General features: G+C 70.2%; 10 protein-coding genes. 6 read left to right on the forward strand and 4 right to left on the reverse strand.

The window, feature by feature from the left end; translation table 11 throughout:
- Positions 1-24: 24 nt before the first annotated feature.
- The gene (locus tag ACIRHA_RS28095) at positions 25-1,599 is read right to left on the reverse strand and encodes an MFS transporter (protein WP_403851384.1); all 1,575 of its coding nucleotides are present in this window, start codon (positions 1,597-1,599) and stop codon (positions 25-27) included.
- Positions 1,600-1,708: 109 nt separating this feature from the next.
- Between ACIRHA_RS28095 and ACIRHA_RS28100 the strand changes: the two genes are divergently transcribed.
- Positions 1,709-2,281 (forward strand): TetR/AcrR family transcriptional regulator, encoded by a 573-nt coding sequence (locus tag ACIRHA_RS28100; RefSeq protein ID WP_403851387.1) that lies wholly within the window; start codon positions 1,709-1,711, stop codon positions 2,279-2,281.
- Here the strand turns inward: ACIRHA_RS28100 and ACIRHA_RS28105 are convergent.
- Positions 2,270-3,427: a PucR family transcriptional regulator gene (locus ACIRHA_RS28105; protein WP_403851390.1), complete on the reverse strand. Its 1,158-nt coding sequence runs from the start codon at positions 3,425-3,427 to the stop codon at positions 2,270-2,272. The genes ACIRHA_RS28100 and ACIRHA_RS28105 overlap by 12 nt on opposite strands.
- Positions 3,428-3,612: 185 nt before the next feature.
- On the opposite strand from ACIRHA_RS28105, the gene ACIRHA_RS28110 reads away from it, so the two are divergent.
- Positions 3,613-4,539: a proline dehydrogenase family protein gene (locus tag ACIRHA_RS28110; RefSeq protein ID WP_403851393.1), complete on the forward strand. Its 927-nt coding sequence runs from the start codon at positions 3,613-3,615 to the stop codon at positions 4,537-4,539.
- Between the two features lie 56 nt (positions 4,540-4,595).
- Positions 4,596-6,233, forward strand: coding sequence for an L-glutamate gamma-semialdehyde dehydrogenase (gene pruA, locus ACIRHA_RS28115; RefSeq protein WP_403851396.1), 1,638 nt, complete (start codon positions 4,596-4,598; stop codon positions 6,231-6,233).
- Positions 6,234-6,486: 253 nt separating this feature from the next.
- On the opposite strand, the gene ACIRHA_RS28120 is transcribed toward pruA, so the two are convergent.
- On the reverse strand, positions 6,487-7,410 hold the full coding sequence (locus ACIRHA_RS28120) for an NADP-dependent oxidoreductase (protein ID WP_403851399.1): 924 nt from the start codon (positions 7,408-7,410) through the stop codon (positions 6,487-6,489).
- A gap of 400 nt (positions 7,411-7,810) precedes the next feature.
- Here ACIRHA_RS28120 and ACIRHA_RS28125 point away from each other — a divergent pair, with 400 nt between their 5' ends.
- Entirely contained in the window at positions 7,811-7,954 is a 144-nt protein-coding gene (locus ACIRHA_RS28125) for a hypothetical protein (protein WP_266714423.1), read from the forward strand.
- A 49-nt stretch (positions 7,955-8,003) separates the two neighbouring features.
- On the opposite strand, the gene ACIRHA_RS28130 is transcribed toward ACIRHA_RS28125, so the two are convergent.
- Complete coding sequence (locus ACIRHA_RS28130; RefSeq protein WP_403851402.1) at positions 8,004-9,572, reverse strand: purple acid phosphatase family protein; 1,569 nt, start codon at positions 9,570-9,572, stop codon at positions 8,004-8,006.
- 143 nt (positions 9,573-9,715) lie between these two features.
- On the opposite strand from ACIRHA_RS28130, the gene ACIRHA_RS28135 reads away from it, so the two are divergent.
- Both ACIRHA_RS28135 and ACIRHA_RS28140 read left to right on the forward strand, forming a co-directional pair.
- The gene (locus ACIRHA_RS28135; protein WP_403851403.1) at positions 9,716-10,756 is read left to right on the forward strand and encodes a 3-isopropylmalate dehydrogenase; all 1,041 of its coding nucleotides are present in this window, start codon (positions 9,716-9,718) and stop codon (positions 10,754-10,756) included.
- Between the two features lie 444 nt (positions 10,757-11,200).
- On the forward strand, positions 11,201-12,289 hold the full coding sequence (locus tag ACIRHA_RS28140) for a branched-chain amino acid aminotransferase (RefSeq protein ID WP_403851405.1): 1,089 nt from the start codon (positions 11,201-11,203) through the stop codon (positions 12,287-12,289).
- Positions 12,290-12,293 lie beyond the last annotated feature (4 nt).

Raw genomic sequence — 12,293 nt, forward strand, 5'->3', positions numbered from 1 at the left:
GGCTCCGAGCCGTCGTCTGTGCCGTCAGGCCGTCGCCTTCTCGTTCGGTGCCGCGTCGGGCGTCGCGTCCGTGTGGTCCGCGGCCGCGTCGTGCACCGTCACCTTGCGCAGGGTTGCCACCGAGAGGATCGCGGCGGCCAGGAGCACGACCGCTCCGGCGATCGCCGCCGCCTGCATGCCGCCGGTGAAGGCCTCCCGTACGGCGGCCGTCAGGGCCCGGCCCGCCTCGCCCGGCAGTTCCCCGGCGACCGCGAGGGCGCCGCCCAGCGTTTCGTGGGCCGCGGCCGGGGCGTCCGCGGGGACGCCGTGGCGGTAGACGGCCGTGCCGATGGAGCCCAGGACGGCCATGCCCAGGGCGCCGCCGAACTCGGCACCTGTCTCCAACAGGGACGCGGCGGAGCCCGAGTTGGCGACCGGAACGGTGCCGAGCGCCAGATCCATCATCTGGGACATCACGGTCACGATGCCGGACGCGAGGACCCCCGCGCCGGCCAGGACCAGCCAGAGCGAGTCGGTGCCGGCCAGGGCCAGGAGCCCGTATCCGCAGGCGGCGACGGTGAAGCCGCCGGCGACGACATGTGCGCGGTGCACGCCCTTCGCGACGAGTTGCGCGGAGACGGGAGCCGCCACACCGACCAGGACGGTGGGAACCAGCGACCACAGAGCGGCCGCCAGGGAACTCTTGCCGAGCACGGACTGGAGGTACTGCGTCGTGAAGTACGCCGAGCCCATCATGCCGAAGGAGGAGACGAGGTTCAGGACGACGGCGGGGGCGAATCCCCGGCCGCGGAACAGGACGGGGGAGACCAGCGGCGACCTGGTGGTGCGCTGGCGGTGCACGAACAGGACGGCGAACAGCAGCCCCACCGTGATCGAGACGACGTACCGCACGTTCCAGCCCTCGGACGGGATCTCCTTGATGCCGTAGATGACCGGCAGCACGGCCGCCATCGAGAGCGGCACGCTGAGCAGGTCGAAGCGGCCGGGCTCCGGGTTCCTGGACTCCGGCAGCACGACCGGGCCGAGGACCAGGAGCAGCACCATCGCGGGCAGGTTCACCAGGAAGACCGAGCCCCACCAGAAGTGCTCGACGAGGACGCCGCTCATCACCGAGCCGAGGGCGACACCGCCGGTCATGACGGCGGACCACATGCCGATCGCCTTCGCGCGCTGGCCGGCGTCGGTGAACATCGTGCGGATGAGGCCCATGGTGGACGGCATGAGAGTCGCGCCGCCGATGCCGAGGAGCGCGCGTGCGGCGATGAGGGTCTCGGCGCTGTTCGCGTACGCGGCCAGGAGCGAGGCGGTGCCGAAGGCGGCGGCGCCGATCAGGAGCAGCTTGCGGCGCCCGATGCGGTCGCCGAGCGAGCCCATCGTCATCAGCAGGCCGGCGAGCACGAACGCGTAGATGTCGAAGATCCACAGCTGCTGGGTGCCGCTCGGTTCCAGGTCGGCGCTGATCTGCGGGATCGCGAAGTAGAGGACGGAGACGTCCATCGAGACCAGCAGCAGCGGAAGCATCAATACGCCGAGGGCGGTCCACTCGCGGCGCCCCGCGAGGGCTGCGGCGGGTGGGGTGGTGCTCGTCGGGTTCGTCATGCCAGGAACTGTACGAGCGTATTAAACGCTTGTCTAGTACGGTTGTTTAAAACGTAGGTATAAGACGTGGGTATAAGACGTCCGTCTGGATTCCGGTTAGGGTGAGCCCATGGGACATCGTGAGGATCTGCTCGAAGGCGCCAAGCGGTGCCTGCTGGAGAAGGGGTTCGTGCGCACGACCGCGCGCGACATCGTCAAGGAGTCCGGGGCGAACCTGGCGTCGATCGGCTACCACTACGGGTCGAAGGACGCGTTGCTCGCCCAGGCCTACCTGGAGCTGGTGGAAGGCTCGTCCGACGCCTTCGAGCAGGGCGGTCTCACGGCCCCGGCCGGCTCCCTGGAGCGCTTCCAGGAAGTGTGGAGCAACGTCATCGAGAGTCTGGGCAAGCCCGGCTCCATGTGGCACCTGGGCATGGAACTCGTCGTGATGGGCGACAAGTTGCCCGGAGTCCGGGAGATCGTGGCGAGGGCCCAGGTCGAGGGCGGCCGCGGGATCATCCCGCTGTTCATGGGCGGCGAAGAACCGCCTGCCGACCACCCCGCCGTCGGCACGCTCGGCAAGTTCTACATGACGCTGATGACCGGGCTCATCGCCGAGTACATGCTCGACCCGGAGAGCGCGCCCAGCGCCGAGGAACTCACCGAGGGGTTGCGCCGCGTCATCACCGCCTCAGAGGCGTGACGCCTTCAGCCCCATGTGCAGAAGGAGCCGGTCCTCGCCCTCGTCCAGATCGAGGCCGGTGAGCTGTTCCACCCGTGACAGGCGGTAGTACAGCGTCTGGCGGTGGATGCCGAGGGCCGCGGCGGTGCGGCCCGCCTGGCCCGCGCAGTCGAGGAACACCTCGGCGGTGCGGGCCAGTTGACGGTGGGCGGGGGAGAGCAGGGGCGCGACCGCCGGGTCGTGCGCGGCCTCCGCGGGGAGCGCGGTGAGCAGTCGGTACGGGCCGATCGACGACCACTGCGCGTCCGGACCGAGGCGCGGGTCGGCCAGCGCGGCGCGCGCCGCGGCCGTCGCCTCCTGCCAGGCCGTGGCCAGTTCGGCGAGGTCGTCACGGGCGGCGCCGACACCCGCCGCGACCGGGGAACCCGCGCGGGCGCGCAGCTTCGCCGCCGCCGTCAGCGCGGGCGCCAGCGCCTCGCGCGAGCGCAGCCGCACCAGCAGGGCGAGGCACTGGCCGGTCACACCCCACGGCACCGTGCACAGCGCGTCCGCCGCCGGGATCGTCCGGACGGACGGGGCGTCGTCGGGGTCCGCCGTGGGCCACGGCGCGACGCAGACCACCGTGTGCAGGCCGGGCGCCCGGCTGCCGAGCGCCGTGCGCAACGCCGCCACCGCCATGTCCCGCTGCCAGCCCCGCTCCGCCGTGAGCACGGAGTGGAACTCGCGGGTCAGGTCCGCGCCGGCCTGCGCCTCGTCGGCGAGCTGCGCGCCGATCCGGCCCGCCACCTCCATCGCCGCGTCGAGCTGCTCCTCCGTGGGACCCGGATCGTCGTCGAGCAGCCATACGTAGCCGAGGACGAAGCCGTGATGGCGTACGGGAAGGCAGACGCGGCCGCGGTAGACGCCGGCCTCCGGGGTCGCCGGGATCCTGACCGGCTCCTTGGCGCTCGCGATGCCGAAGCCCTCGAACCAGGAGCGGACCGCCGAGGTCGAACCGCGCGTCAGGATCGAGCGCGTGCGCACCGGGTCGAGCGCCGCCTCGTCGAAGTCGTCCGCGCTGACCTGCTGGCCGAACGCGATCAGCCGGAAATCGCGGTTCTCCAGCGTCGCGGGGGCGCCGAGGAGCGCCGAGATCTCGTCGACCAGTTCCTGGTAGTCGCCCTTCATCCCGCCATTCTCACCCACCCCGCGCGCCTCTTCATACAGATGTCTGAGGCGGCGGACACAGATGCGTGACAGCTGTCGATGGCACAGGATCAGAGGGATCCTTAGATTTCACGGTGGTTCCACGTGCTGTTCCCGCTTTGCGGTGGTTCGGCCCGTCCTCAACTCATGTCCCGTGGAGGTGCCCCGTGCTGGCTCCCTTGATCCTCGCCGCGTCGCGCAGCGACCAGATGCGCGCCTTCGTGTCGGCGGCGCCGGGCACCAAGCAGGTCGTCGACCGCTTCATCGCCGGCGAGTCGGTCGACCAGGTCGTGCCGATCATCGAGGAGGCCGCCGCCAAGGGGCTCGAGGTCACGCTCGACGTCGTCGGTGAGGACATCACCACCGTCGAGCAGTCACAGGCCGCGCGCGACGCCTACCTGGAGCTGGTCGAGCGCCTCAAGAACCTGGGCCTCGGCACGAAGGCCGAGATGTCCGTGAAGCTGTCGATGTTCGGCCAGGCGCTGGACGGTGGCCACGAGCTCGCCCTCGCCAACGTCCGCGAGGTCGTCAAGGCCGCGGCGAACATCGGCACCACGGTCACCCTCGACGCCGAGGACCACACCACCCTCGACTCGATGTTCGCCATCCACGAGGAGCTGCGGAAGGACTTCCCGCAGACCGGCTGCGTCATCCAGGCCTACCTGTTCCGCACCGAGGACGACGCCCGCCGCCTCGCCGCCGCGGGCAGCCGCGTGCGCATCGTGAAGGGCGCCTACAAGGAGCCCGCCGAGGTCGCGTACCAGGACAAGGCCGAGACCGACAAGGCGTACGTGCGGATCATGCGCATCCTCATGGAGGGCGCCGGGTACCCGATGATCGGCTCCCACGACCCGCGGCTCGTCGCCATCGCGCAGGAGCTCGCCCGGCAGGCCGGGCGCAAGCTGGACGAGTACGAGTTCCAGATGCTGTACGGGATCCGCAGCGACGAGCAGTTGCGGCTCGCCGCCGAGGGACACCGGATGCGTGTCTACACCGCGTACGGCACCGACTGGTACGGATACTTCATGCGCCGCCTCGCGGAGAAGCCGGCCAACCTGCTCTTCTTCGCCCGCTCGGTCCTCACCAAGGGCTGACCCCTCCCGCTTGCTCAACCGATAACTCCCCGACCCCCCGAAGGAGATACGGACCCATGACCCTCGACGCCGTGACCCAGGTCCCCGCCCCGGTCAATGAGCCGGTGCACGGCTACGCGCCCGGTTCCCCGGAGCGTGCCCGCCTGGAGGTCAAGCTCAAGGAGCTGGCCGAGAACCCGATCGAGCTGCCCTGCACCATCGGCGGCGAACGTCGTTTGGGTGGCGGCGAGCGCTTCGACGTCGTGCAGCCGCACAACCACAAGTCCGTCATCGGTACGTACGCCAACGCCACGGAGCAGGACGCCCAGGACGCGGTCGACGCCGCCCTGGCCGCCGCCCCGGCCTGGCGCGCGACGTCCTTCGACGACCGCGCCGCGATCATCCTGCGCGCCGCCGAGCTGCTGTCCACGAAGTGGCGCGAGACGCTGGCCGCCTCGACGATGCTCGGCCAGTCGAAGACCGCGCAGCAGGCCGAGATCGACACTCCCTGTGAGCTGATCGACTTCTGGCGCTTCAACGTCCACTACGCCCGCAACCTGCTCGCCGAGCAGCCGCCGGCGAACTCCACCGGCGTGTGGAACCGCATGGACCACCGCCCGCTTGAGGGCTTCGTCTACGCGATCACGCCGTTCAACTTCACGGCCATCGCGGGCAACCTGCCCACTGCCCCGGCGCTGATGGGCAATGTCGTCGTGTGGAAGCCGTCGCCGACGCAGACGCACGCCGCCGTCCTGCTGCTCCAGCTCCTGGAGGAGGCCGGTCTGCCCAAGGGCGTCATCAACCTGGTGACCGGTGACGGCCTCGCCGTCTCCGAGATCGCGCTGAACCACCGCGACCTGGCGGGCATCCACTTCACGGGTTCCACCAAGACCTTCCAGCACCTGTGGAAGACGGTCGGCAACAACATCGAGAAGTACCGCACCTACCCGCGTCTCGTCGGCGAGACCGGCGGCAAGGACTTCGTCGTCGCCCACCCGAGCGCCGACCGCGCCGTCCTCAAGACGGCCCTGACCCGCGGCTCCTTCGAGTTCCAGGGCCAGAAGTGCTCGGCCTCCTCGCGCGCCTACGTCCCGGCGTCCATCTGGAACGACGGGTTCAAGGAGGAGTTCGCGGCCGAGGTCGACGGCATCGCCATGGGTGACGTCACCGACCTGTCGAACTTCATCGGCGCCGTCATCGACGACCGTGCGTTCGCCAAGAACAAGGCGGCGATCGACCGGGCCAAGGACGACGCTTCCTGCACGATCGTCGCGGGCGGCACGTACGACGACTCCGTCGGCTACTTCGTGCGTCCGACGGTCGTCGAGTGCTCGGACCCGGCCAACGAGGTGTTCTCCACGGAGTACTTCGGCCCGTTCCTGGCCGTGCACGTCTATGAGGACGACCAGTACGACGCCATGCTGGAGCAGATGGAGTCGGCGTCCGACTACGCGCTCACCGGCTCGGTCATCGCCAACGACCGTGCCGCGGCGGCCCACACGATGGAGAAGCTCCGTTACGCGGCGGGCAACTTCTACATCAACGACAAGTCGACCGGGGCGGTCGTCGGTCAGCAGCCGTTCGGTGGCGGGCGGGCCTCCGGTACGTGTGACAAGGCGGGGGCGCCGCAGAACCTTCAGCGGTGGACGCTTACCCGTGCCATCAAGGAGACGTTGGTTCCGCCGACGGATTACGTGTACCCGCACATGGGCTGACCGCCTCTGCAGCGTGTCGCCGCCCCCGGTCGAGGTGTTCCTCGGCCGGGGGCGGTTCGCGTGAACCGGTCCTACGCCCCGGGGCTCCGCCCCGGACCCCGCGCCTCAAACGCCGGCGGGGCTGGAAAGGCCGCCTCAATCGCCGGCGGGGCTTGATTGGCTCACCTGTTGCGGTCGGCGCCCCGGTGCCGCGCAACGGAAACGACGGGCCCCGGCCCCGGTGCAGCCCGACCGGCCCCCGCCCCGGCACCGCTCACGGCACCGTCAGGACGATCTTGCCCTGGGTGCGGCCCGAGGCGCCCAGCTCGTGGGCCTTGGCCGCCTCCTCCAGGGGGAGCGTGGCCGAGACGTGCGGCCGGAGCCGCCCCGCGGCCAGCAGCGCCGCGGCCTTACGGAGGGTCGCACCCGAGGGCTGGACCGAGATGGGCGCGAAGCGGACACCCCGGGTCTCGGCGTCCTCCTGGGTGACCCCGGGGTCCCAGAGCATCGCCGAGGCCAGCAGCCCACCGGGACGCAAGGTGACCAGGGTGCGCGGACCGTAGTCACCACCGATCAGGTCCATGGCCACGTCCACGTCCCGCAGCGAGTGGGCGAAGTCCGTGGTCGTGTAGTCGATGGGCTCGTCGACCCCGAGCTCGCGCAGGAAGTCGTGCTTGTCGGCGCGCGCCGTGCCGATGACGTACGCGCCCTCGGCCTTGGCGATCTGGACCGCCACATGTCCGACCCCGCCGGCCGCCGCGTGCACCAGCACCCGGCGGCCGGGACCGATCTGCCCGACGTCGACGAGCGCGAGCCAGGAGGTGAGCGCCGCCGCCGGCACCGCCGCCGCCTGGACGTGGTCGACATTGCTCGGCTTCGGCGCCAGGTGCTCGGTCCGGATCGCCACGTACTCGGCGTAGCCGCCGCCCCGGATCATCGCGAACACCTCGTCGCCCGGCCGGAATTCGGTGACATCCTGGCCCGCCGCCTCGACGACGCCCGAGACGTCCCAGCCGAGCGTGAACGGCGGATCACCGAGGAGCGGCGCGGCGCCGGAGCGCGCCATCCGGTCCACCGGGTTCACCCCCACGGCCCGGACCCGGACCAGTACCTCACCCGGCCCCGGCTCGGGCCGCTCCACCTCCACCACTTCGAGCACCTCGGGTCCGCCGAGCCGGCGCTGACTGATGACGCGCATGGTGGGACTCCTCCCCAGGGCCCGCCGGGCCACCGCGGCCCGGCCGGTAGGGGACCCATCGTGGTGCGTGGACGGCGGCCGCGCCATGGCCCGGCCCGGCCACGCGGCCGGACTCGGCCACCACTGTGACCGCTGTGGCCAATGGGGCTGGTGGGGCCGGAGATGTGGGTCCCGTCTCAGATAGTAGGAAGTCCGAGTAATTGTGGAGACAGAAGCAGAGACCTGTCCTAGCTTTGTAGAAGCCGAACGACTCGCCCGATCCGGCGAATGGCGGTCGCGAGCCGGAGCACCAGGCAGGCAACCCCTGCAGCTCCCGCTTCCCGCCCTTCCGGCGCCTCGAAATCCCCTTGCGCACATGGCGCGCGAGGATTCCCACGGATTCTCAAGGAGTCGATCCCTCATGGCCACTGCGACGCCCGTCCGCCGCCGAGTCCGCCACGTCTCCCCGTCGAGCGAAGCCGACCGCCAGGCCGCCAGGACCGCGGCCGCCGCCCTCCAGCGCGCGCTGGACCGCAGGGACAACGGCGGCGAGACCGGTCACTGAGACCGGTTGTCGGGACCCGGGGTCCGGGGCCCGACCCGAACGGCAGCCCCTACGCGCCTCTTCGTACCTCGAAGTGGTCGATGCGCTCGCCGGACTCGGCCAGCGCCGACACCTTCATCCGGCCCTTCTCCACCTCCACCGCGAGGAACGAGAAGCCGGTGTACCGCACCCGGGACCACTCCACGGTGTCCGGGTCGGGCAGGCGTGACTTCGTCCAGTGGAAGGTGACGATCGACTCCCGGTCGTTCACGTTGCCCTCGTAGCTGTCCTGCACGCCCGGCCCGAAGCCGTAGAGGTCCTTGCCGGCGCCGCCCGCGGTGACGTACACGATGCCGTCGCGCGTCGGATCGGTCGACGCGCCGACCGGCACCGGCTTGCCGACCTCCCCGTTCCCCGCGCCCTTGATCGCGTCGGTGCGCTCGTAGACGTGGTTGTGCCCGTTGATCACCAGATCCACCTGGTGCTTGGCGAACAGCGGCACCCACGCGTCGCGCACCCCGCCGTCCGAGGCGTGCGTCGACGTCGAGTACGCGCAGTGGTGGAAGAAGACGACCACGAATTCGATGTCGTCCCGCGCCCGCAGTTCACCGAGCCGCTTGTCGAGCCAGGCGGTCTGCTTCCCGTCCAGGTAGCCCTTGTTGGCGGGGATCTCGTACGAGACGTCGTTCGCGTCGAGCGCGACCACGCCCACACTCCCGTACGTGAAGGAGTACACGCCGGGAGCCCTCGACGGGTCCGGGCCGTTCTCGGGAAGTGACCAGCGCGCGCTCTGCCCGCCGTAACCGTTGGGCGAGTACCAGGCCTCCATGTCGTGGTTCCCGGTCGTCACCATCCACGGCACCGACTTGGCGACCGTCTCCGTCTGCGCCAGGAACTGGTCCCACACCCGCGCGTCGTACGTGTCCGACTCCTTGCCGTGGCCGCTGCTGTCGGCGTAGCAGATGTCGCCCGCGTGCAGGTGGAAGGACGGGTTCTGGCCGAGGATCACCTGGTCGTTGGCGAGCGCGTCGTAGCTGACGCCCTGGTCGCCGAAGGCCGTGAAGACGAACGTCTCCGGGGCGGCCGGTGCCGTACGGAAGGTGCCGAGCGTGCCGAGGCGCTCCGCGTCGGCCGGGTCGAAGCCGTCGTGGCCGACGCCGTAGTAGTACGTCGTGCCGGGCTGAAGGTTGTCGAGCGCCGCGTGCAGGTAGAGCTGCTCGACCTCGGGGAGCTTCTTCGACAGTGACGGGGTGTGCAGGGCGCGCACCTCCGCCGGGATCTTCCGGCTCAGCTCCCAGGGCTTCGACCCCACCCGCAGATACGGGTTCTTGACCGCGAACGGCACCTGCCACGAGATCCGCATCTGCGTCTTCGGGTCGGCGCCGAAGGCGAGATGCCGGCCGAAGGGGGCGACGAGGGAGCCGTCCACCTGCGCGGCGGCCGCCCGCGTCGGAAGGGCCGGCGCCGCGTACGCGCCCGTCGCCGAGCCACCGCCGAGCAGCGCGGCCCCGCCCACCGAGGCCGCGGCCCCCGTCAGGGCGCGGCGCCTGCTGAACTTCCTCCGCAGATACTCGTGTTGCTCGGGCATGCTCAGGCGTCCGGCGAGCTGCTCGGGTATGCCGACGTTCGGAGTGTCCATGGCAGGAAAACTTCCCAGTAACTTCCAACTCCCGCCATACGTACGGGTGAACAACTACTGGCCGCCAGGAGACGATGCCTGGTCGGCTGTCCGAATCGTGGACGCCCCATGTCATTCCATGGGACACGGAGTACGGTGCTGACATGTCTCGCAGCATCAATCTCGCAGTGATCCCCGGTGACGGAATCGGCCAGGAGGTCGTGGCCCAGGGTCTCAAGGTCCTCTCCGCCGTCCTTCCGCAGGATGTGAAGCTGGAGACCGAGGAGTACGACTTCGGCGCCAAGCGCTACCACGCGACCGGTGAGACCCTCACCGACGCCGACCAGGAGTCGCTCAAGAAGCACGACGCCATCCTGCTCGGCGCCATCGGCGACCCTTCGGTGCCGTCCGGCGTCCTGGAGCGCGGCTTCCTGCTCAAGCTCCGCTTCGCGTTCGACCACCACGTCAACCTGCGGCCTTCGAAGCTCCTTCCGGGTGTCTCGACCCCGCTCGCGGGCGAGCCGGACATCGACTTCGTCGTCGTCCGTGAGGGCACCGAGGGCCCGTACACGGGCAACGGCGGTTCGATCCGCAAGGGCACCGAGCACGAGGTCGCGACCGAGGTCTCCGTCAACACCGCCTTCGGTGTGGAGCGCGTGGTCCGTGACGCCTTCGCCCGCGCCCAGGCCCGCCCCCGCAAGAAGCTCACGCTGGTCCACAAGAACAACGTGCTGGCCTTCGCGGGGCACCTGTGGACGAACGTCTTCAACAAGGTGGCCAAGGAGTTCCCCGAGGTCACCACCGATTACATCCACGTCGACGCCGCGACGATCTATCTCGTCACCGACCCGGCCCGCTTCGACGTGATCGTCACCGACAACCTCTTCGGCGACATCATCACCGACCTCGCCGCGGCCGTCTCCGGCGGTATCGGCGTCGCGGCCTCCGGGAACATCAACCCGAGCCGCGAGTTCCCGTCCATGTTCGAGCCCGTGCACGGCTCGGCCCCGGACATCGCGGGCCAGGGCAAGGCCGACCCGAGCGCCACGATCCTCTCGGTCGCCCTCCTCCTGCGTCACCTCGGCTACGAGGCCGAGGCCGCCCGCATCGAGACCGCGGTCTCCGCGGACCTCGGCGAGCGCGGCGACGCCGTGCGCTCCACCGACGAGATCGGTGACGCCCTCGTCGCCCGAGTAGCCGGCTGACCCGGCGCTCATCTCGTACTGCTGAAAACAGCAGCCGCCGGGTCGCACACCGCGCCCGGCGGCTGTTCTCGTGCGGCCCCTGGGTGCGACCATCAACCCCAAGGGTTCTGTCGTCACACTCCCGTCTGCCTCGCGTCGCCTGGCACGCACGCTCGCGGCGTTGCCGAAAGGCCCGAGTAGCTCCGCTACTAGGACCTTCCGGCACCTTGCGATCGCACGCACCAGACGCCGCGAGGCCGCCCTTCGGGCGACGACGGGAGTGTGACGACAGAACCCGGGCCGCTTCACGCACCCGCACTCACCAGGCCGGTTTCCGGGCACACCCCGCCTCGCGCGATAATCGAACGTGGGGCCGCGATGTACGTGGAAGCTCGGACGTCCTAGTACGCAGGGGTGCAGGCGTGAACGCGGTCCGTCACAACCAACGGTGAAGGACACGCAACCATGACGACGCCCACGATCGAGCTCAAGCCCACCGCCACCCCGCTGTCCGCCGCGCAGCGCGAGGAGATCCTGGCCAACCCGGGATTCGGCCGCCACTTCACCGACCACATGGTCATCGTGAAGTGGACCGAGGGGCGTGGCTGGCACGACGGGCAGCTGGTGCCCTACGGACCGCTCTCCCTCGACCCGGCCACGAACGTCCTGCACTACGCGCAGGAGATCTTCGAGGGCCTCAAGGCCTACCGTCAGCCCGACGGCACCGTCGCCACCTTCCGGCCCGACATGAACGCCAAGCGCTTCCAGCACTCCGCCTGGCGCCTCGGCATGCCCGAGCTGCCGGTCGAGACCTTCGTCGAGGCCTGTGACCTGCTCGTCCAGCAGGACAAGGAGTGGGTGCCCGCGCACGGCGGCGAGGAGTCCCTCTACCTGCGCCCGTTCATGATCGCGACCGAGATCGGCCTGGGCGTGAAGCCCGCCAACGAGTACCTCTTCATCGTCATCGCCTCGCCCGCCGGCGCGTACTTCTCCGGCGGCGTGAAGCCCGTCTCCATCTGGCTCTCCGAGGACCGCGTGCGCGCCGTCCCCGGCGGCGTCGGCGACGCCAAGACCGGCGGCAACTACGCGGCGTCCCTGCTGGCGCAGGCCGAGGCCGCCGCCAAGGGCTGCGACCAGGTCGCCTACCTCGACGCCGTCGAGCACAAGTGGGTCGAGGAACTGGGCGGCATGAACCTGTACTTCGTGTACGGCAACAAGATCGTCACCCCGACCCTCACCGGTTCGCTGCTCGCGGGCGTCACCCGCGACTCGCTCCTCCAGGTCGCCCGCGACCTCGGCTACGAGTCGGAGGAGCGCCGCATCTCGATCGACGAGTGGCAGTCCGCCACGGAGTCCGGCGAGCTGACCGAGGTCTTCGCGTGCGGCACCGCCGCCGTCATCACGCCGGTCGGCACGGTCAAGCGCGCGAGCGGCGAGTGGACCCAGTCCGGCGGCGAGGCCGGCGAGGTCACGATGAAGCTGCGCAACGCCCTCCTGGACATCCAGCGCGGCAAGGCCGAGGACAAGCACGGCTGGATGCACGAGCTGGGCTAGTCGA

Source organism: Streptomyces sp. NPDC102360 (assembly GCF_044766085.1).
Classification (GTDB): Bacteria; Actinomycetota; Actinomycetes; order Streptomycetales; family Streptomycetaceae; genus Streptomyces.